Source organism: Psychromonas marina (assembly GCF_030161115.1).
In the GTDB taxonomy this organism is placed as follows: Bacteria; Pseudomonadota; Gammaproteobacteria; order Enterobacterales; family Psychromonadaceae; genus Psychromonas; species Psychromonas marina.
In genome coordinates this window covers 273,507-295,394 of record NZ_BSPQ01000002.1, presented here as the reverse complement: position 1 = coordinate 295,394, position 21,888 = coordinate 273,507, and the positions used below count along the sequence as shown (strand labels likewise).

Genomic DNA, 21,888 nt, shown 5'->3' with positions numbered 1-21,888 from the left:
ATGTTTAATCCTTTAAGTTAATATAAGTAGTCGTTACCATTCAAGGTGCATCATTTTACTCAATGACAAATTACGTTGGTTGATAACGGGTAGATACACTTTCTATTAACCTAAATACAATGTCACTCAGCCATTAAGCCAGTGGTCATATATCAGTTTTAGTGGCAGCGATAATAAATTAAGTGGTTTTATTATATTTCAGGGTTTTCTTAATGTAGTTGGAATCGATCCTTAAGCATTTTCAGATAACGGCGACTTACTGGCGCCACAGCACCACTCACCGTCACGATTTCCGCCAGCGCATTATCCAATAATTTAATCTCGCGAATGGCATTAGGATTGATCAAATATTGTCGATGGCAACGTAATAATTCTGTTTTCTCCTCTAATATTTTTAAACTTAATGAGCAACTCGTTTCTGCTGCACCTTTATCACTTTGCTGGCTAATAATATGCACACCAGATTGATCACTATATGCGACCTCTATTTCACTCGGTTTTAATAACAGGTAGCGATTAAAACCTGCACAGGGGATCAAGCTTAACGGCTTATCGGTTAATACCTGATAATTTTCCTGCTGCATTTTACATTTAACGCGCTTTAAGGTTTTTCGTAAGCGACAAGGCTCAACCGGCTTAAGAATATAATCAAAAGCATTGTCTTCAAATGCTTGTAATGCATACTCATCAAAAGCAGTCACAAAAATCACTTTCGGCATAGTCTCAGGATCTAACATACCTAACATCTCAATCCCGTTGATTTGTGGCATCTGAATATCCAAAAAAATTAGATCTGGCTTTAACTGATTTACCTTTTTAAGTCCCTCGATAGCATTATTGCAGGATGCGACAACCTCTATAGTGACCTCCTGCTGCTCTGCAATGAGTGCGATTAATTCATCACGCGCATATTGTTCGTCATCTATCACGATCGCTTTTAACATCCTCATCTCTCCCCTTGTGGTGATTTGTTAAAGGGAAACTTGATTTTAGCGCAAGTAGTACTCCCTTTTTCGCAGGACATTCGCAGTCCATACTGCTCACCAAAACAATTCTTTAGGCGTTTATCCACAATTTGTAAACCCAAACCTTGTTGTAATTCATTATTATTTAGGCAATAGGTGCCTGCATTATCAATCACTTTCAATACGACAAGCCCATTTTGTAAATACCCAACAACATCAATAATGCCATTTTCAAGCTGTGTGGAGGTTCCATGCTTAATGGCGTTCTCCACCAAGGGTTGTAAAGTGAAAGTGGGTACATACTGCGATAATAATACTTCATCAATATTAATATTCACCGTCAGCCTATCTGAGAAGCGAGCCAATTCTATTTCTAGGTAAGCATGAATATGTTTCAACTCATCCTGTAGCGTAACCGACTCAATATTGTGCTTCAAATTACGACGGAAAAATTGCGACAGATGCACAATAAGCTGGCGTGCTTTATCAGGGTCTTGTCGTATCACGGCGCTGATCGTATTTAATGCATTAAACAAAAAATGCGGATTAACCTGCGCTTGCAGTAAACGCAGTTCAGCCTGTGTCAGTAAGGTTTGTTGATCGTGATAACGACTATTTAATATTTGATTGGAGAGCAGCTTTGCCAACCCCTCCCCTAAACTAAGGTTAAGCGATGAGAATAACTTCTGTTTTGGCTCATATAACTTAATTGTACCTAATACTTGGTTTTCACTGCCTAGTAGCGGAATAATTAATGCAGCCCCCAGTTTACAATGATCACTTAACGAACACTGATAGGCGATCTCATAGCCATCAGCAAAAATGAGTTCTGCATTATCGATCGCTTGCTTAGTATGTTTGGAAGAAATGACCGTTCCAGGAAGGTGGTGATCTGCCCCAATGCCAATAAACGCCATAATCTTTTGACGGTCAGTAATGGAAACCGCCCCAACCCCCGTTTCTTCATAAATTATTTGCGCTACTTTTTGGGTATTTTCTTGATTGAAACCACCACTTAAAATACCCACGGTACGCTCAGCAATGGTTAATGCTTTACTGGAAAAAGAAGCGGAGTACTTTTCATAAATGGTTTTTCTATCCTGAATAATACTCATAAATAATGCAGCGCCGACAGAGTTCGCGATAATCATCGGTAGTGCAATCGTTTCGACTAGGTCTAAGGCTTGCTCATAGGGCTTTGCAACCAGTAAAATAATCGACATCTGCATCACTTCAGCAATCAGCAAGACAACCAAAGCCAGAAAAGGGTTGAAAATTCTTTCTATTAAACCTCGGCGCATATAATAAAGGTGCACTAACCCACCCAGTAACCCTTCAGATGTAGTGGATATTGCACAGGCAACATCAGTAAAGCCGCCCATCGAATAACGATGAATCCCCCCGGTTAACCCAACCGCAAAACCAACCACGGGCCCGCCTAGCAAACCGCCCATCACCGCACCTATCGCACGAGTATTCGCAATCGCATTTTCTATTGCCAAACCAAAATAGGTACCAAGGATACAAAACAAGCTAAAGATGACGTAGCAAGTAAGTCGATGTGACAAACGACCAGAAAGCATTGTTAAGGGCATAAATAGCGGTGTTTTACTCAACAAGTAAGCGAGCACAAGATAAACGCTAAGTTGCTGTAATAATGAAAAGATAAGTTCCATAAACATTTTCCGAAAATACAAAGAAAAACAGCTAATTATTTAAAACTAACGCAATGGTTAATAATGCAACGCTGAATTGCCAACGATTTTATAATAGGCAAGCTAGCGACCGAGGAGCAACGGGTATATACTCCCGTTCTTTAAAAATTTTGCAATAAAGTGGTGATATAAATGAGTGTTGATGCAATTGGTTTATCTTCAGAGTTATTAAAAGCGGTTAAGGCTTGTGGTTACAAGACCTTAACGCCAGTTCAACAACAAGCGATTCCGATGATCCGTTCGGGTGTTGATATTCTTGCGAGCGCACAAACAGGTACCGGTAAAACAGCTGCATTTAGCTTACCGATTCTAGACCTAATCGCTAAAAACAGCGGTGATAAAGAAGCGAATAATCGCACGATTAAAGCGCTGATTTTAACGCCTACACGTGAGCTTGCACTGCAAGTCGCTAAAAATGTCAGTGAATACAGCCAATTTATGCCACTCACATCAGGTGTAGTAACGGGCGGTGCAAATGCAGATCCACAAATAAAAATGTTAAAAACAGGCGTTGATATATTGATAGCGACACCAGGGCGCTTACTTGAGCATCTTAATGCGCGTCACGTCAACCTGACTCACATAAAACATTTAGTATTAGATGAAGCGGATCGTATGTTAGATATGGGTTTCTTAACCGATATTCAGCAACTATTAGATGTCATGAAGCAGAAACATCAAACCGTCATGTTTTCAGCGACCTTCTCTCCAAAAGTGAAAACATTAGCGAACCAGTTATTACATACGCCAAAAACAATTGAAGTATCTCCATCTAACTCAACGTCAGGTAAAGTAAAACAACAAGTTTACTGGGTCTCTGAAGTACGTAAGCGCGAACTATTATCTGAATTGATCGGTGTTAAGAACTGGAAACAGGTATTAGTTTTTGCAGGTACAAAAGAGAGCGCAAACCTACTTGCTAAAGAATTAAAACTCGATGGTATAAAAGCAGCGGTTTGTCATGGCGATAAAACGCAAGGTGCACGTAATAAAGCTATTGAACAATTTTCACAAGGTAACGTACGTGTTTTAGTCGCAACAGATGTTGCTGCACGTGGTTTAGATATCCCAGATCTTCCTTATGTTGTTAACTTCCACCTCCCTTTCTTAGCGGAAGATTACGTACATCGTATCGGTCGTACAGGTCGTGCAGGTAAAACAGGGACAGCTATTTCATTAGTTAGCCCAAAAGATGAGCAATTCTTAGATAATATCGAAACATTAATTGGCCGTCAGTTCGAACGCATCATCTACCCAGGTTATGAAATGAGCGATCAATATGAATCTGATGATGGAAGCACCGTAAAACCGCTTAAGAAAAGCCGATATAAAGCAACACAAGAGCGTAATCAAATAATCGAACGTAAAAAAGCAGAAAACACCCCTGCAGCGATACGTCGAGCAAAAGCTCAGAAGCGTAAAAAGCGTTAATAAATAAGCAATAAGTACACGCATCAACCAGTTAATCGTTAATGCGTTTATTTATTGCTCATTCAAAACATTTAACGCAAATAATGTTTGACGAGACCCGCACAACTCCGTAATATCTCGTCTCGTTGACAGGGCAACAGCCTTTCAACACTAGTTACTAACTAGCAGATGTAAACTGTAAATACAATTTCGGTGATTAGCGCAGCTTGGTAGCGCACCTGGTTTGGGACCAGGGGGTCAGAGGTTCGAATCCTCTATCACCGACCAAATTTTTAAAATGTGTTTTAAACATGTTTCAGAAACCAGCTACGCGCCCTTAGCTCAGCTGGATAGAGCAACGGCCTTCTAAGCCGTAGGCCACAGGTTCGAATCCTGTAGGGCGTACCATTTTAAAAAGTATAGTGGCGGATGTAGCTCAGTTGGTAGAGCCCCGGATTGTGATTCCGGTTGTCGCGGGTTCAATCCCCGTCATTCGCCCCATCTTTTTTAAGAATGCGTGTAGAAAAAGAAGTAAAAGTTTAAATAGATGCGGAAGTGGCGGAATTGGTAGACGCGCTAGATTTAGGTTCTAGTATCGTAAGATGTGAGAGTTCAAGTCTCTCTTTCCGCACCATTTAAACAAAGTAACAAAGCAGTAAGTTCTCGGTGATTAGCGCAGCTTGGTAGCGCACCTGGTTTGGGACCAGGGGGTCAGAGGTTCGAATCCTCTATCACCGACCACATTTTAAAGGCCGCCTTTAAACGCGGTTTTTTCTGTCTTAGGACAGTGCAATGCCCTACTACTTAGATAGTTAAGGTATTGAATAAAAAGGTTAGTGGCGGATGTAGCTCAGTTGGTAGAGCCCCGGATTGTGATTCCGGTTGTCGCGGGTTCAATCCCCGTCATTCGCCCCATCTTTTGATGTAAAAAGCAGTAAAGTTTAAATAGATGCGGAAGTGGCGGAATTGGTAGACGCGCTAGATTTAGGTTCTAGTATCGTAAGATGTGAGAGTTCAAGTCTCTCTTTCCGCACCATTTAAACTAATAATGGATTTTGAGAAAATCGGATTTAGGTTCAGCTATTCTCAAAGTAAGCGTAAGAAGTTAGAGTTCAAGTCTCTCTTTCCGTACCATTTAAACATATTAAAATTAATTAGTGATTAACACCCCCTACTAATAAATTTTAAAAATTCGGTGATTAGCGCAGCTTGGTAGCGCACCTGGTTTGGGACCAGGGGGTCAGAGGTTCGAATCCTCTATCACCGACCACATTTAAAAAAACCGCTCTTGTAGCGGTTTTTTTATGTCTAAAATTTACCTTATAAAGCTGATACCAATTACAGTAAATAGTTGATCTATTTTACTGGTTAAAACAACTTACTTCTACGTTGTAAATTTCGCAAAGGGAACAACCATTTACGTCAACTTACGCCTTGAATTAAGCTGTTTTTCCTGCGCAAAATTTAGATCACATAATTAATGTAATCGGTATTAGTTTCTACATAAGACACCTCAAAAATTCGCCCTATTTTTGGCTAAATTTACAACCTTCAAAACCCGTAAATTACAATCGGTGTCCAAAACGTATTAACAACTAGTAAATAATGCCTCTGTTTATTTATGTTTAAATAAACAATAGCCCCAAATTTACAGAAATATATTAAAGGAAAGATTAAATGAAATGCCCTACTTGTGAAAAACAAATTGGCTTAGATTGGCTTGAGGATGAATGCATTGAACCAAATTTAGATTTTGATTGCCCACATTGTGATGAAGTACTTCGTTATGAAATAGATGAAGGGACCTACCTTGGTGCGCAGCATATCACTATAGAAGTAGTTGATGATTAAGAACTTTCTTCAAACTTTACAATGAAGAAAGTACTAAACGATATGCTTGGTTACCTATTAGAGAACAATGTCATCAAATCAGATAGGAAAGTAATACAGCTCTGTTTATAAAAGTACTATATACCTAATGGCAATTTGAAGACAAAGACCCATAAGATTAAGAAAACACTCCACATTAATAAGAATGATAAGCTAAATGGCAGCATCATCGATACCAGCGTACCAATTTTCGCGTTAGGGTTGTATTGCTGTGCAGTGGCCAAAATAATACCTAAGTAGCCGAATAGTGGGCTAATAATATTAGTGACAGAATCACCGATACGAAAAGCAACTTGAGTCAGTTCAACCGGTAGTCCTGCAATCAACATGGTGGGGATAAATACTGGAGCCATCATACTCCACTGCACCGCGGGCGAGCCCATAAAAATATTCAATATCGCACTGCTGATGATAACAAATAACACTAACAGGATAGGGTGAATCGAAAAGCTTTCTGCAAAGGCACCAAAATTAGCAGCCAGAAAACCTGAGATCTGACTCAGTTTAAACACATAAATAAGCTGTGATGCAAAAAAGATAAGCAATAGAAACAATCCCAGCTGACCTAAGCTTTTTTGACAAGCAGCAATAATATCTTTTTCAGTTTTAAAGGTGCCCGATAACCAACCAAAAGTCAGTCCACTTATCCCGAAGAGAAATGAAACTAATACCGGCAACCCTTTCACAACTTCACTGCGCCCCAGCATAGTCCCCTCAGCAGGGCTTAACCAACCATCAGGATGAATCGCTGCGACGAGTATTAGCGTCAGTGTGCTAAAAAAAACAATCGCGGTGAAAAGTAGCGCCCTATCATCATCTGTATTTGGCAAGATAACGTCATCGGTCCTATTAATATCAATATTAGCCAATCTCGGCTCAACGATTTTTATCGACACCAGAGTACCGACCATAATCAATAAGATAACGCTAGCTGCAAGAAAGTAATAATTAGCTAAAGGGCTAACGATAATGGCAGGATCGACCAATTGGGCAGCAGAAGTACTGATGCCAGCAATCACGACGTCATAAGTAGTCATAAAAATAGTGGCATGTGTACCGCCTGCTACGCCTGCGAAGGCAGTGGCAAGACCGGCAAGAGCAGGCCTCCCTGCAGCCTGATAGGTACGACAAGCGAGTGGAATCAGTACAATATATCCCACAGAACCAACCATATTAGATAAAACGCCAAGCAATAAAATGGTTGCAGTTAATTGCCATGTCCCGGCTTGTTTTACCGCTCTTTGAACGCTGTAACCAATCAGACCAGAAGAATCAGCAAGACCAATACCAATAATGGCGACGACAATTATCCCCAAAGGCGGGAAGCGGATAAATGCTTCAACGGAGCCACCAATCCACTCTCGTAAAGCCGCGGGCGAAATTAAGTTCTGAACAAATTGCTGCTCTTGTCCGGGTAACTGATAATGCCAACCTGCATAATGACCTACACAGGAAAGTACAATGACAAAAATGGTTAGTAATATAAATAAAAAAACAGGATGAGGTAACTTATTACCCCAATGCTCAATACGATCAAATATCGATTGCCTGCTATTTTGATTTATACTTTGTTGCCTAGAAATCATAGGTTAAGCCAGCATAATAGGTCGTGCCTCTAATAACCTCTGAGTAAGCTGCTGTGGTTGGATCTGAGATATCTTCATTAGTGATATTATTGACACCTAATTTAATAGAAGCCGCATAATTAATAGCATATCGAAGACCTGCATCAAGTGTCATGTAAGCATCATTAGGCGTTAAATCCTGTCCTAATTCACCAACATGTTCACCGCGGTAATGCACGCGCGCAAACGTATCTAAATCATTAGTGGCAAACCATGTTATCGCGGCTGTCGCTTGATGCTTTGAGGTACCACGAACGGTACTGTTTGTATCATTATCAATGGCGTCTAAATAAGTGTATGAGAGATCAAGCATAGCGCTATCAAAGCCCTGATTAAACGCAAACTCGGCACCTTTAATCGTTGCGCTACCGATATTATTGTAACGGTAATCATTACCGCCTAAAAATTCAGTTTGAATCATATTGTCGATATTATTATAAAATACCGTGACATTGGCAGTGGTGCGATCTAATTCAAAATAGGCACCAATTTCATTAAAGTTACCCGTTTCAGCTTCTAAATCTGAATTACCAGAAATAGTGCCTCCACCTGCAACAGGTGCTGAATACTCATCATAGCTTTGGACTATTTGTGGGGCTTTAAACGCAGTGCTATGGCCTGCTTTTAATGTCCATTGCTCGGTTAGTTGACTGGCAATATAAACACGGTAAGTAAATTCTGTTCCATACATTTCATCATTATCAACGCGCCCACTCAAGGTTAAGACTGAATCATTGTTTATATTCAGATTTGCCTCGGCAAATGCACCTAATTGCGTACGGTGAATAACGTCATTATTAAAGAAATTTGCGGCGCCCGATAGTTCAGTGCCACGTGCATCAAAACCAAATGCGATACCATGTCCAGCTACATCCATTGATGCTTTAGAATCAATGCCATAAGTCGTTTCAGAAATGTCAGAGCTCGGCGTATCAATATATTGAACATCGTAATCATCGTAAAATACACGGCTGCTTACTAAACCATTCGCAAAATGGTAATTGTGCATTGCACTTAATTTAACCGTTTGTCTTTCTTGCTCAAAAGCACGCCCACCAAAAACCTTATCGCCAAGTTGGTCTTCTTCAGAGACTTGTAGTTCGAGCCCTACATCATGATCATCATTAATTTGATAATCTAGCTGATTGAAAATATTGTAATTATTACGCTCACGCAATTTAGTAAAGCTAGGGTCTTGTTCGTAAAAAGCTTGGTCGACATGTAAGTAATTACCAAATACCGTCCAGCTTAATTGTTCAGTCAAAGGCGTTGATAAATACAAGCCTATTTGCTCACCATTACCACCTTTGTCTTGAGCATTGTATTGCCCCTCAACACTGATAGCCCCCTCAGTAAAACCGCTATTTTTTCGGGTTTTAACACTGACAATACCACCCATCGCATCAGCACCATATAAAGAAGACATAGGGCCTCGAATCACTTCGATATTGTCCATTGCGATAGTTGGGATAAAACTCAACCCACTGTCGTTACCACGAAACATTGCTTCGCTACTGTAGTTGCGGTGACCATTCATCAGTACTTGTGTATAACCCGAGTTAAGTCCGCGAATTGCAACTCCACGTGTGCCATTGGCATTGTTGCTTACTGTTACACCAGGGGTACCGACTAATACATCACCAAGATCTTGAGAGAGTTGTAACTGATCGGCTTCATCTGGCGAGATAACGCTAACAGTGGCTGGTGCCATTGCGATCGTTGCATCTTCACTTGCACTAGCAGTAATAACCATGACATCCCCCACTTCTGTCGATTGCTGAGCGTTGACCATAGAGGTTAAGAATAGGCCAGAGAGTGGGATTATTTTTTTCATGTAAAGCGCCATCGTTATAAGATTTTTAATGATAACGATTATTACTTAGTTAGTAATAGAATGATATATTACGCAATGATTTTAAAGACAAAATTTTATATCAAAAAACAAAAGGCAACAGAAAGGCGAGTTATTTAAAGCTTACAGCGTTTATTTTAATATTACTGACTGAAGATACACGGCGTAATATTAGAGAGCCATTCATGTCGCACCTTATCTTGTTATTAAGTTCCCAACACAGATCAACCAATGCTTACACAAATATCCAATACCCCCCCCCGCTACCATAAACTAGCAAATATAAAAGCAGCGCCATAGGTCAATTCCCCATGAAATACATAACAAAATAAAAGCAACAACCAAAATAATAACCATTATCTCTTTCGGTTCTAGTTTTTTAAAAAGGCTTTTCAATAAATGCTGTATAGTAGGCAAACACGAGGTATAATAAAAAAATCAAAATCATAAAGGAATTAATGATGGAAAAAACAACCCATCCAGAGGCAGTTTCCTCAGTATTAAAAGTTTTCAGTATTCTTCAGGCATTAGGGGATCAGAAAGATATTGGTGTTTCGGAATTATCACAACGCCTGATGATGTCTAAAGCAACAACATATCGTTTTCTACAGACAATGAAGATGCAGGGTTATGTCGCACAAGAAGATGAAGCGGATAAATACTCTCTCACGCTGAAACTGTTTGAATTAGGTTCGAAGTCACTTGAATATGTCGATCTCATCAGTTTAGCTGATAAAGAGATGCAACTGATTTCTGAAAAAACCAATGAAGCACTACATTTAGGTGCTTTGGATGAAACTTCGATTATCTACATTCATAAAATTGACTCTAATTATAATTTAAGAATGCAATCAAAAATCGGTCGCCGTAACCCAATCTACAGTACTGCGATTGGTAAAGTGTTACTTGCAGATAAAGAAGAATCATTCATTCGTGAAAAATTATCTCATGTCGAATTCATTAAGCACACAGAAAAAACATTGGAAAATACCGACCAACTTTTGTCTGAACTGCAGGTAGTTAAAGAGCAGCATTATGCAGAAGACAACCAAGAGCAAGAGCCGGGTTTACGATGTATTGCAGCACCTATTTACAATAGATTTGGCACTATCATTGCTGGTTTATCTATCTCATTCCCTACTATTCGTTTTGATGAAAAAAGAATGCCTTATTACGTAGGTCTGTTACATCAGTCGAGTAAAAACATTTCAAATCAGCTTGGGTATCACGATTACCCAGTGAAATAAATCGCCGCCAGACTACTGCATTTTTATTCTTGTTTAGTCGCGTCGATTGTATAGTTAAGGTTTACGGAACATTTTGCCGTATTGGGAACAGTTATTTAACTGTTCAGCCTTAACTAGCCTCAGTTCAAACAGCCCACTTTTTAAAAGATATGGACCATATAAAAGTAGAAGATCTTCATTAACAATATACAAAGTTCATTCCAAGCTAAAGCAATGATTATCGACTCTACTTTAGCGCGACAATAGAGATCACAAGCAACCAATATTCCTTATTACCCGTATATTTCTCACGACTTCCTCCTTGCTTACTCAATTTTTTAACTACTCTACAAATTTATTGACCCAATCGAGATCTCCCTCTTAAGGTTTGCGCTACGGTAGTTTTTTTGAAGAAAAAGAGTATCCAATGAAAAAAATTAATCAAGATAGACTTATTCAGCACTTTATTGAGCTGGTAAAGATAGACAGTGAATCAGGAAATGAATTAGCTATCGCAGAAACACTCAATACACAGTTAACCGCATTAGGGTTTTCTGTTCAAAAGCTGCCAGTGCCTGCCGATATCTCTAATGGATTTAATATTTACGCACGCTTACCGGGCACATTACCCGGTAGCATTTTACTAAGCTGCCACATGGATACTGTCAGCCCAGGTAATAATATCGAACCTATCATCATTGACGGTGTTATCTATTCAAAAGGTGACACGGTATTAGGGGGCGATGATAAATCAGGCATTGCTGCCATTATGGAAGCAGTTCGCACACTACAAGCAAACAAGCTCGCGCATCAAACCATTGAACTTGCGTTTACTGTGTATGAAGAAGGTGGATTAAACGGTTCTAAAAACTTCGATATTAGTTGTATCAAGTCTAAACAAGCGATAATTTTCGATTCAGGCGGCGACATTGGTACGATGATCACGGTTGCCCCTGGCCAACAGAACTTACGCGTGAAAATCACAGGTAAACCTGCACATGCAGGGCTCGCACCAGAATTAGGTATTAATGCGTTAACCGTTGCTGCCGATGCTATTTCTCAAATGAAACTGTCACGTATTGATCATGAAACCACTGCAAACATTGGTATCATCAATGGTGGTAATGCGACCAATATCGTTATGCCATCACTTTACCTCGAAGCTGAGACACGATCGCTTGATGATGCAAAATTGAATGCACAAGCAGCACACATGGAAGCAGGTTTTAAAGCCAGTGCGTTAAAATTTGGTGCTAAAATTCAAATACAATCAACACGCTCATATAATGCTTATCAAATTGCAGAACAAGATGAGCTGGTGACAGGTATTGCAGCGGCATTTACAGCCAATGGCATCACACCACAAACTAAATCAACCGGTGGCGGCAGCGATGCCAATATTTTCAATGAAAAAGGGATCAAATCGGTCAACTTATCAACCGGAATGGCGCAAGTACATACAACTGAAGAGTACATCAGCATTGCAGATATGGATGCCATCACTGAGTTTTTGGTTACCTACCTAAGCATGACCAAATAAGTCAGTTAATCACCGCAACATCTTAAAGCCACATCTTATTGTGGCTTTTTTATACCGAGTAAAACTAACTCACTTAGCGTTACTTATTAACCCTTCATCGCCCTATTCAAAGCATTTCTTTACTTCCAACGCCCTTTTCCTATTATTAACAGAGAAAAAACCACTGGTATTACAATATTACTTAACAATAAACTCATAAATTGATGAGAAACAAATATTCAACTAATAAAGATTGATAGAGTTTCTCGGTTCCAGTGATAAAAACTAGGATAAGTTCCCCTTAGCTACGGCTAAAAAGGGATATTTAGCATAAAAATAGATTTTACAGGAGATAATATGACAAGAGCAGAGGGAGGCATTCAAGCAGTTGATTTAGCTGTTAAACCATTTGGTTGGCTATTATTAGCAATATTTGTCGTGGGTTACTATTTTATTGCTGCCGAAGAAAAATACCATATCAACAAAGCAAAACCAGCACTGTTTACCGGGACATTTATGTTCATGTTACTGGGCGGTTATTACGCAGTAAATGGACTAAATTTTGCAGCATTTGATACCGAAATAGCACACCTCATTTTAGAAATAGCAGAAATTTTCTTTTTCTTATTCGTGGCGATGACATTCATCGAAGCACTTATTGAGCGCAACGTATTTGATGCGTTAAAAGAGAAACTGCTAAAAGCAGGTTATAACTATAAAAAACTGTTCTGGGTAACGGGTTTATTAGCATTTTTCATCTCCCCAGTTGCAGATAACCTCACCACGGCACTGATTCTATCAACCGTCTTGATCACCATAGAGAAAAACAACAAAGCATTTTTAGTACCTGCTGCGATAAATATCGTTGTGGCAGCCAATGCTGGCGGCGCTTGGTCTCCTTTTGGAGATATCACCACGCTGATGGCATGGTCTGCAGGCAAAGGCTCATTTATTGACTTCCTATTTTTATTCCCTGCGTCGATTATTGGATGGGGTATTACCGCTTTCTTACTGTCCCGTTTTGTGCCAGAGGGAACACCTGAAAAGATTGAAGGTAGTGAACCCGTGCAAATTCATAAGGGTGGTAAAGTGATCATTGGGTTAGGTATTTTCACCATCATTTGTGCGGTATTAGGAAAGCAATTGATGCATTTACCACCTATGTGGGGCATGTTATTTGGCCTTTCATTATTACAACTTTATGCATACAGACTTAAAAAATATCATAATAACGATATTCAGATTTATAAATCTGTTTCCAAAGTTGAAAATGACACATTACTATTTTTCTTTGGTATTTTAGCAGCCGTTGGTGCGCTTCACTTTGCCGGTTTCTTAAGCCATGCCGCTAAGTTATATACGATGTTTGATCCGATGTATGTAAATATGGGCGTTGGTTTCTTATCCGCGATTGTTGATAATGTCCCAGTTATGTCCGCTGTTTTAAAAGCAGCACCAGATATTCCGTTAGCACAATGGATGTTAGTCACATTAACCGCTGGTGTCGGTGGTAGCATGATCTCTTTTGGATCCGCTGCTGGCGTAGGTGTAATGGGCAAACTAAAAGGCGTTTATACCTTTGGTGCGCACATGAAATATTCATGGACAATCGTTATCGGGTACTTTGCATCCGTTGCCGTTTGGTACGCTCAATATGAAGTATTAGGTTTTTATATTAAACCCGCAGTGCAAGTTGTTGCCGGCCACTAAATAAAAACAGTGTATCACTTAATGATAGGTTCTCGGACTTACTGAGAACCTACTTATTTGTTAACGATCAAATCCCCTTCCACTCATAACACTAAAATGATGAAAAACTCATAATCGTGATAGACTAAGGATCAATTTTAAGGAGAGTCAACATGGCTAAACAAAAGAAACGGGTAAAAGCGCTAGCGCAACAACCTGAACAAACACAAAAACAGGTAGACCTCGGACGAGGCACGATTAACCACTCTGCACTTGGCGCGCTGGTCACTAGTAAAGTATTTAGTATGAGAGTTGAAAAAGCGAAGAAAGGTAAAGGTTCTTTTAATCGTAAAGCAAAACACTCAGGGAAAGAGTGTTATCAAATAGCCGCTTAACCATCAGCGATGATTTGATAACACTTTTTTAATAACCGTTTTTAAATAGTGTTTTCAAGAAAAATCTTTAAATAACATTCTTTAGAGCAAACCTTAAAGCAAAATAAACGAGCCCCAATCATCACCTTCACGGGACTCGTTAATCAATAAATTAAAGCGCAGCTAACACTGTTTCTGCACTGCTCGCTTCAAACTTCTCTGCTTCTTCAACGTTTAATAGTGTGACAACACCATCTTCAATGACCATCGCATAACGCTGCGAACGTACACCACCAAAACCTTCTGTATCCATGCTCAGCCCCAAAGCCTGAGTAAAGCTAGCATCACCATCGCCTAACATTAATAACTCAGAGGCGTTATGCACTTCGCCCCATGCTTTCATGACAAAGGCATCATTCACCGAAACACAAGTGATTAAATTCACACCTTTAGCTTGGAACTTATCAGCAAGCACCACATACCCTGGTAGATGCGCTTCAGAACAGGTCGGCGTAAATGCGCCAGGCACAGCAAATAAAACCACTTTTTTATCCGCAAATAACGCGCTAACATCGTGATTAACCATTCCATCAGCGGTTAACTGGCTTAAGGTTGCTTTTGGAATTTTTTGTCCTAATTCGATCATGTTGAAATCCTTTAATGATGTGAACAATCTAAAATAATGTGTTGTTAACCCATTGGTTAACGCTGACAAACTGACTTATTGTTTCTTGCCTATTAACTACAATTTCCGCTTAGTCATTCAGGTGTCGCTTCACTTTGCTTAACTAATAACAAAGCGGTTTCATGTTGAGCATGCACAAACGCATTGATCGCGAGGTCAGATAACGCACTCTTTTCATCCAAAGTATTAATTTTTACTATTAGATTCGCTTGTGGGTGATACTCCAATACCGACTCACAAATTATCTGTATATTTCTAATCGAGTTAACGGTTAAAATAATACTCGATGAAAGCTCTATTTTCAGTGATTCCAGTACCGGTTGTTTATCTAAATGCCCAAAGTAAGCGTTATAGCCTCTTTTTCTAGCCAGCTGCACATGCTGTAAATTATCAGAAATGATCAAGAATTTTTTGTTTTTACCTGCTAACTCCTCGGCCACGATACGACCTAACGTCGCAAAGCCACAAATAACAATATGATGGTCAATTTTCACCGGAGTGATTTTATCCGCTTCAAAAAATTCAGTAACAAACAGCGCGGCAATCTTATAGATATTATTGACCATAAATGGCGTGATAATCATCGACAACACCGTGACTAAAATCAGAAAGCCACCGAGCTCCTGCGAAAGTAGTTGTTGGCTTGTCGCCAAGGCAAAAATAGCAAACGAGAACTCCCCGACCTGACAAAGCGCTAACGCAGATTTTATCGCATCACTTTTATTCGACTCTTTTCTTATCAAGAAATACACAACCAGCGCTTTTATCAGCATCGTCGACACTAATACCGCAGCAACAATATGCAGATGACTCAAGAAATATAATACATCTATCTTAGTACCAATCGAAAAGAAGAACGCCCCTAATAACAAGTCTTTATAGGAAGCAATGTCCGATTCGACTTTGACATGAAACTGACTTTCAGCAATGATCATTCCCGCAATAAAAGCGCCTAATGAGTAGGTAAAGCCCATCTCATGTGCCAATAACGAAGCACAAAGCACAATAGTCAGTACCGAACCAAGAAACATCTCCTCCATTCGTGCACGACTAGAAAAATGTAATAACCACTCAATGATTTTTTTGCCTAAGGTGAACATAAAAACAATCACCAATAGCGCATAAAGTGATGTTTTTAATAACACATCGCCGACCGATAATCCCTCTTTGGCTAAAAATCCGATCAATAACAAAATAGGAATAACAGCGAGATCTTGGAAGATTAATATCGCCACTGACTTTTCGCCATAGGGTGTCACGATATCTTTAGATTTTTTAAGGTAAGTAACCACAATCGCTGTGGACGACAAGCTAAAGGCAAGCGCAATAATAATCGCCGAGGTGAGATCCAGCTGCACAGCATAAAATGCAATCAAGAAAATAATCACAGCACTGCCAACAACTTGCACAAAACCATTAATAAAAATGATTTTTCTGAGTCTTTTAAGTTTATTAAAAGACATCTCCAGACCAATCGTAAACATTAAAAAAACAATGCCAAATTCACCAATTAATTCAAGGGCACTAAGGTCTGATTTACCATTAAAATCAAATATATTACTGATAATGGTACCAGTAATAATGTAACCAACGATGTGCGAAATAGAAAACTTGGTCAACACAATATTGATGATGCTAGCAATTGCCAACGAGATAGAAATTATAATAAGTATCGAGTCCATTCTGTCCCCTTAGAATAAGTATGGTTACTATGATCAATAAGTTACACGTAAGATCTACAATAAACTCTTTTTTAAGAAAACAAAAGATAAAAAAGTTACCAATTTGAATTTTAAAAAATCCCATGAGCGCCCCAATCAAGAGAAACACTTAAATGAGATAAACAACGATATTTAGCCATTTCTTATTTTTTACCTTATACTGTAAAAATTGAATGCGGCATATAATGTCAACAATCAACAAAATAATACTTTACCTAGATTAAGGAAATAGAATGAGCTTTATTACAACTCCGCTGGTGATCTTCCTCATTTTCGTCGCACCGATTTGGCTCGTGCTTCATTACCGAGCAAAAAAACAAAGCAATCAAGGCTTAAGTGCTGACGACCAAAAGAAGATGCAAGCATTAATTGAACGCACCGAAACACTACAAAAACGTTTAGTAACACTAGAGCAAGTGTTAGATAAGGAAGCACCGAATTGGAGGAAGAATGATTGATAAAAAACTTTATCGCGATCCGAGTAATGCTAAATTAGGCGGAATTTGTGCAGGATTAGCACGCTACTTCGACTGCGAAATCTGGTTAGTAAGATTAATCACCTTTTCACTGTTCCTCTTTAGCTTAGGTACATGGGTGATCGTCGCTTATATCGCTCTCTATTTTATCTTAGATGAGGCGCCACAAAAATTTTCAGAAGAACAAGCGTTTGCCTCGGCATACCAGATGAAAAATAAAGCTTGGAAAACCGGGCAAAGTGCGCATGACATTCTAGAAAAAATAGACCAAGACCTGAACAAGTCAGAAAAAAGCATAGAAAATTTAGAGTCTTACGTCACCTCATTTCGCTTCACTATGCATCAGAAATTTAAATAATATGGCTAATGGGGTTTTATCAGACGAAAGGTAAGATTAATACGTGGGGCAACACTACGCTGCGTTTTAGGAATACTGTGTTGCCAATAATGCTGCAACGCTCCATGCATTAAAATCAGACTATTATGCTGAAGTTCACAGGCGACCTTCTGCAATTTATCGCTGTTATGTTTTAATAAGAAACGGCGCGTTGCGCCTAAACTGTAAGAAGCGATCACCGGGTTTATCCCTAATATCTTCTCATCATCGGCATGATAACCAACTGAATCTTGCCCATCGCGATATAAGTTCGCGAGCACACAATTAAAATGATAACCCGTCAGCCTTTCTATCTCTGTTTTTAACACCATTAAGCGCGGTGTGAAATCAACCGTTTGAACTAATTTCTCATACCCACCATCGGCACTCACCCCATATTCACCATACCAAGCGGTTAAACGAGGTTGCAATAAACGTTTACCGTATAAAGTAATCGTCTCTTGCTGCCAATTATTCACATTTAAAAGCTCTTCAAATAGCGCCGTTGCTTCTTGATCGGGCAATAACAGTTGCCAACAAGTGATCATTCCATCGCTGTTAATCAGTTCAATTGGCAGTTCATCTTCAAACAGTGATAACGTCATTATCTATTCTCATGTTATTTATCTCTGCCAAAGAGAATACGATAAACTCTGTATTGATGGTAGCTCATTAACAAAACCAAGGCGTCGGGCTAAAGCCACGACCTACAAGGAATGATGAATTTCGTAGGTTGGTCTTTAGGCCAACGGGTTTAATGGTTTTGGTGTTATTTTAAAATCATTAAAACTACGATGCTGCGCGATTTATAAACCCAAAAAAACGTCGGACTAAAGCCACGACCTACAGGGTATCGATGGTTTTCGTAGGTTGGTCTTTAGGCCAACGGGGTTTAATGGCTTTAGGTGTTATTTTTAAAACAATTAAAACCACGATGCCGCACTATTCATAAACCTAAAAAACGTCGGGCTAAAGCCACGACCTACAAGGAATGATGAATTTCGTAGGTTGGTCTTTAGGCCAACGGGTTTAATGGTTTTAGGTGTTATTTTAAAATCATTAAAACCACGATGCTGTGCGGTTTATAAACCTAAAAACGTCGGGCTAAAGCCGCGACCTACAAGGAATGATGGTTTTCGTAGGTTGGTCTTTAGGCCAACGGGTTTAATGGTTTTAGGTTTATTTTAAAATCATTAAAACACGATGCCGCACTATTCATAAACCTAAAAAACGTCGGGCTAAAGCCACGACCTACAAGGAATGATGAATTTCGTAGGTTGGTCTTTAGGCCAACGGGTTTAATGGTTTTAGGTGTTATTTTAAAATCATTAAAACTACGATGCTGCGCGATTTATAAACCCAAAAAAACGTCGGACTAAAGGCACGACCTACAGGGTATCGATGGTTTTCGTAGGTTGGTCTTTAGGCCAACGGGTTTAATGGCTTCGTAGATATTCTTTTTTAAAATCATTAAAACCATAATGCGACAGCAACTCATAAAGCCTAAAAAACGTCGGGCTAAAGCCACGACCTACAAGGTATCGATGGTTTTCGTAGGTTGGTCTTTAGGCCAACGGGGTTTAATGGTTTTAGGCATTATTTTTAAAACAATTAAAACCACCATGCTGTGCGGTTTATAAACCTAAAAACGTCGGGCTAAAGCCACGACCTACAGGGTATGACGAATTTCGTAGGTTGGTCTTTAGGCCAACGGGGTTTAATAGCTTCGTAGATATTATTTTTTAAAACCATTAAAACCATGATGCTGCGCGATTTATAAAAAACACAAAAAGTCGGGCTAAAGCCGCGACCTACAAAAAATACTGTCGCCCACTTAATCAGATTCGTTTTGCAGGTTTCGCTCTTTTAATGCTTTTAGTCGGTATGATGCAACTTATAAATGCTTGCACATCGTTCATGTTGCGTGGTTTTAATGTCTCTAACTCTGTAAAAAGATAATCAGAGAATTTCAGCATTGACTCGTAGGTCAACCAATTAATCTCTGCCTTAAAGTTTATTTCAAAACCACAAAGTTCTGACGCATGTTGCGTAACAGTCGGCTTAATGAAAAGATATTGCTTAGGCTGCGTAACAAACAGAAAATAAGAAACGATTGTCCACTTCGCGATATTAAACTCTTCTAAAACGCGGCTGAAACTTTCAAAACGCTCCTGCAGTGGCTCTTTAGAATACAAAAGCTGATACAGAGATAATGACAGTTTCTTCTGTGCATTTTTCTTTGCTAACGTTTCTCTTAACTCTTTTTTTTCTGCAGCAGGAATCAGTCTACTCGCATTCACGACAGCGAGAATATTATCGCTGATCTGCTGATAGTCAGCAGTAATAATGCAATCAATTAACAACTCTTCATTTAACAGTTTTTGTGCTTGTAGATGTGCTTTTTGAGTGTCGTTATGCAGCTCTTTTTTTAAATCTTCACTATAAAACCCATCAGGAAAACGTGTTAAAAAGCATGAAACTAATTGCTTTAAACTCTGATATTTGAATTTAGATTCCGACTTTTGAGTGTGCAAATTATCTAAAACAGGATGATGGGCATTTTTATACTCAACATGTTCAAGCTGGACATGTTTTAACGATAATACCTTCTCGCCTGCACCGACAAAAAAAACTTTAACGCTGTCATCACAGCTATTAGCAAGTACTTGCCCAAGTCCCCAATCGGCAATCTTTGGATGTCGAACGCGTTCGCCTTTTTTATACTCCACTTTCTTGTTCCTTTTTTTGCATCTGAAATTTAAGGTAGAAAAAGCGTAGTACCTGGTCATTATTTAATCAATAAAATCGGATAAAAAACACCACTTTTATTGATTAAAGTAACAGCTGTTACCTGCTTATTACCCGTTATGTAGGGCTTCACTGCCCACTATACACTGACACACCATTATTAACTCAAGATACTGATTTTTATATGTGCTGGCAGTTGATAGAATCGATGTTCACTATTCTAAATAAGAACATTAATGGCCAATTTTAATACTCATTTCAATGTCGCTGCAGTAGCAACCTGCCTAACAGCCGCAGCCCTGTTATCAGCCGAGCATATCAACCTTAATACGGCACTTGGCTTATGGTTTTTAGGCACCATCGGCGGATTATTACCGGATATAGATTCCGACAACTCCACCTCTCTGGATATCATTTTTAATTTATTTGCCTTTAGCGCAGTGTTAATTATGCTGCGCTATGTGAGCACTGATATCGTTAGCGCGGCAGGAATACGACGATTCAGCTTGATCGAACTCATTGCTCTGCCCATTCTTACCTACGCGATAATGAAATATGTGATCCGTCCAATATTTGAAAAAATCACCGTACATCGCGGTAGTTGTCATTCATTACTGTTTTTACTGTTAATGGCACTCATTACCACCCACTTAGTGTGGCGATTAACTTCGCAAGTGAGCGAACAAACAATCCTCATCGCTTGGCTTGCAGGCGGTTTTATATTTCTGGGTGGCGTTATACACCTGCTGCTAGACGAGTTATACAGCGTAGATTTAAGCAATATCAGAATTAAACGTTCATTTGGTTCAGCACTGAAATTAGCTGAATTTAAAAACAAAACCATCACTCTGCTAACCATTATCGCGATTGCTGGACTCGCCTATACCGCCCCACCACCAACCGAGACACTCACTACATTAACGAACTGGTCGAAACTCAAATTAATGCCTAACACAACCAAGGCAGAGTAATCACAATGAGCAACACTATGCCAAGCATCAACTGATCACAGGCATCCACCCAAGGGCAAACAGGGTGATTTTAAAAATATTATTTTACTCAGGCAATTTCATCTTGAAGGTCAACCTAACATTGTTAGGCGAACACCTGCTGAGGATAGTTTTCTATCGTCTTTTAAAACAAAGCTCACAGGGCGAGAAACTAACGCCTTGCATTGAGTTGTATTAAGTAACTTTTGCAGTTTTATTGATTGGCGCAAACAAGCAAATTATCTAAGCGGCCTGTCTGGTGTCTGACTGTAAATAAGATAGTATCACTAAAAAAATAGCTTACAACATGCCATTTCACCCAAAAGATTCAAGTGCTTATAACACATTGTTTTTGTATTACTTTTAAACAAAAAAATAAAGGTAAAAACCAAGTACCGAAAAAATCTTCAATGGAAATGACAACAACTTCCGTTGTGAAACCTAAACCACCAGTGAGTTTTAGAGAATCAAAAAACCATTGGATTCGAAGCAATACGCCATCGGCAAGAGATAAAAAAAGAAGTAAACGACCGCCGTGATATTACGACCGCTTTTTTATAGCAACTACAGTAAATAGTTGCTTTATTATGCTGGTTAAAATCGTTCAAGCAGATAACACATTTAACCA

The 21,888-nt window shown here is 39.2% G+C and carries 17 protein-coding genes and 8 tRNA genes; 17 read left to right on the top strand and 8 right to left on the bottom strand.

All coding sequences use genetic code 11. The features are described 5' to 3' along the window. Positions 1-209 precede the first annotated feature (209 nt). Positions 210-950, bottom strand: coding sequence for a two-component system response regulator BtsR (btsR, locus tag QQK09_RS05470; protein WP_348532700.1), 741 nt, complete (start codon positions 948-950; stop codon positions 210-212). Continuing rightward, positions 947-2,641, bottom strand: a complete 1,695-nt coding sequence (locus QQK09_RS05465) for a sensor histidine kinase (RefSeq protein WP_284203098.1) — start codon at positions 2,639-2,641, stop codon at positions 947-949. Before QQK09_RS05465 ends, btsR begins: the two co-directional genes overlap by 4 nt. A 171-nt stretch (positions 2,642-2,812) precedes the next feature. Between QQK09_RS05465 and QQK09_RS05460 the strand changes: the two genes are divergently transcribed. The 10 genes from QQK09_RS05460 (at position 2,813) to QQK09_RS05415 (ending at position 5,941) form a co-directional block, all read left to right on the top strand. Further along, positions 2,813-4,111 (top strand): DEAD/DEAH box helicase, encoded by a 1,299-nt coding sequence (locus QQK09_RS05460; RefSeq protein ID WP_284203097.1) that lies wholly within the window; start codon positions 2,813-2,815, stop codon positions 4,109-4,111. Between the two features lie 190 nt (positions 4,112-4,301). After that, positions 4,302-4,378 (top strand) — tRNA-Pro (locus tag QQK09_RS05455). Positions 4,379-4,421: 43 nt separating this feature from the next. Then, positions 4,422-4,498: transfer RNA gene (locus QQK09_RS05450), tRNA-Arg, on the top strand. Between the two features lie 17 nt (positions 4,499-4,515). Then, positions 4,516-4,591: transfer RNA gene (locus QQK09_RS05445), tRNA-His, on the top strand. Positions 4,592-4,639: 48 nt separating this feature from the next. Next, positions 4,640-4,724, top strand: a tRNA-Leu gene (locus QQK09_RS05440). Between the two features lie 30 nt (positions 4,725-4,754). After that, a tRNA-Pro gene (locus QQK09_RS05435) sits at positions 4,755-4,831 on the top strand. A gap of 98 nt (positions 4,832-4,929) precedes the next feature. Beyond that, a tRNA-His gene (locus tag QQK09_RS05430) sits at positions 4,930-5,005 on the top strand. A gap of 36 nt (positions 5,006-5,041) precedes the next feature. After that, positions 5,042-5,126, top strand: a tRNA-Leu gene (locus QQK09_RS05425). 157 nt (positions 5,127-5,283) lie between these two features. Beyond that, a tRNA-Pro gene (locus QQK09_RS05420) sits at positions 5,284-5,360 on the top strand. 407 nt (positions 5,361-5,767) lie between these two features. Beyond that, on the top strand, positions 5,768-5,941 hold the full coding sequence (locus tag QQK09_RS05415; protein ID WP_284203096.1) for a hypothetical protein: 174 nt from the start codon (positions 5,768-5,770) through the stop codon (positions 5,939-5,941). Positions 5,942-6,057: 116 nt separating this feature from the next. Here QQK09_RS05415 and QQK09_RS05410 read toward each other — a convergent pair whose 3' ends face one another. Together QQK09_RS05410 and QQK09_RS05405 are read right to left on the bottom strand one after the other, a co-directional pair. Then, complete coding sequence (locus QQK09_RS05410; RefSeq protein ID WP_284203095.1) at positions 6,058-7,566, bottom strand: AbgT family transporter; 1,509 nt, start codon at positions 7,564-7,566, stop codon at positions 6,058-6,060. Next, on the bottom strand, positions 7,556-9,439 hold the full coding sequence (locus QQK09_RS05405; protein WP_284203094.1) for a TonB-dependent receptor plug domain-containing protein: 1,884 nt from the start codon (positions 9,437-9,439) through the stop codon (positions 7,556-7,558). Before QQK09_RS05405 ends, QQK09_RS05410 begins: the two co-directional genes overlap by 11 nt. 479 nt (positions 9,440-9,918) lie before the next feature. On the opposite strand from QQK09_RS05405, the gene kdgR reads away from it, so the two are divergent. The 4 genes from kdgR to QQK09_RS05385 all read left to right on the top strand — a co-directional run bounded on the left by kdgR (position 9,919) and on the right by QQK09_RS05385 (position 14,286). Further along, positions 9,919-10,704: a DNA-binding transcriptional regulator KdgR gene (kdgR, locus tag QQK09_RS05400; protein WP_284203093.1), complete on the top strand. Its 786-nt coding sequence runs from the start codon at positions 9,919-9,921 to the stop codon at positions 10,702-10,704. A 406-nt stretch (positions 10,705-11,110) separates the two neighbouring features. Continuing rightward, positions 11,111-12,223, top strand: a complete 1,113-nt coding sequence (locus QQK09_RS05395) for a M20/M25/M40 family metallo-hydrolase (RefSeq protein ID WP_284203092.1) — start codon at positions 11,111-11,113, stop codon at positions 12,221-12,223. A 336-nt stretch (positions 12,224-12,559) separates the two neighbouring features. Next, entirely contained in the window at positions 12,560-13,912 is a 1,353-nt protein-coding gene (gene nhaD, locus QQK09_RS05390) for a sodium:proton antiporter NhaD (RefSeq protein WP_284203091.1), read from the top strand. 152 nt (positions 13,913-14,064) lie between these two features. Next, positions 14,065-14,286, top strand: coding sequence for an alternative ribosome-rescue factor A (locus QQK09_RS05385; RefSeq protein ID WP_284203090.1), 222 nt, complete (start codon positions 14,065-14,067; stop codon positions 14,284-14,286). A gap of 151 nt (positions 14,287-14,437) precedes the next feature. On the opposite strand, the gene QQK09_RS05380 is transcribed toward QQK09_RS05385, so the two are convergent. Together QQK09_RS05380 and QQK09_RS05375 are read right to left on the bottom strand one after the other, a co-directional pair. Beyond that, positions 14,438-14,911, bottom strand: coding sequence for a peroxiredoxin (locus tag QQK09_RS05380; RefSeq protein ID WP_284203089.1), 474 nt, complete (start codon positions 14,909-14,911; stop codon positions 14,438-14,440). Positions 14,912-15,024: 113 nt separating this feature from the next. Next, positions 15,025-16,632: a cation:proton antiporter domain-containing protein gene (locus tag QQK09_RS05375; RefSeq protein ID WP_284203088.1), complete on the bottom strand. Its 1,608-nt coding sequence runs from the start codon at positions 16,630-16,632 to the stop codon at positions 15,025-15,027. A 272-nt stretch (positions 16,633-16,904) separates the two neighbouring features. Here QQK09_RS05375 and pspB point away from each other — a divergent pair, with 272 nt between their 5' ends. Together pspB and pspC are read left to right on the top strand one after the other, a co-directional pair. After that, positions 16,905-17,129: an envelope stress response membrane protein PspB gene (gene pspB, locus QQK09_RS05370; protein ID WP_284203087.1), complete on the top strand. Its 225-nt coding sequence runs from the start codon at positions 16,905-16,907 to the stop codon at positions 17,127-17,129. Then, positions 17,122-17,505, top strand: coding sequence for an envelope stress response membrane protein PspC (pspC, locus tag QQK09_RS05365; RefSeq protein ID WP_284203086.1), 384 nt, complete (start codon positions 17,122-17,124; stop codon positions 17,503-17,505). Before pspB ends, pspC begins: the two co-directional genes overlap by 8 nt. 5 nt (positions 17,506-17,510) lie before the next feature. Here the strand turns inward: pspC and QQK09_RS05360 are convergent, their stop codons facing one another. Both QQK09_RS05360 and QQK09_RS05355 read right to left on the bottom strand, forming a co-directional pair. Further along, positions 17,511-18,128: an alpha-ketoglutarate-dependent dioxygenase AlkB family protein gene (locus QQK09_RS05360; RefSeq protein WP_284203085.1), complete on the bottom strand. Its 618-nt coding sequence runs from the start codon at positions 18,126-18,128 to the stop codon at positions 17,511-17,513. Between the two features lie 1,233 nt (positions 18,129-19,361). Further along, positions 19,362-20,252: a DUF3553 domain-containing protein gene (locus QQK09_RS05355; RefSeq protein WP_284203084.1), complete on the bottom strand. Its 891-nt coding sequence runs from the start codon at positions 20,250-20,252 to the stop codon at positions 19,362-19,364. Between the two features lie 255 nt (positions 20,253-20,507). On the opposite strand from QQK09_RS05355, the gene QQK09_RS05350 reads away from it, so the two are divergent. Beyond that, positions 20,508-21,242 carry a metal-dependent hydrolase gene (locus QQK09_RS05350; protein ID WP_284203083.1) on the top strand — a complete coding sequence of 245 codons (735 nt, stop codon included), beginning with the start codon at positions 20,508-20,510 and terminating at the stop codon, positions 21,240-21,242. Positions 21,243-21,888: the final 646 nt, after the last annotated feature.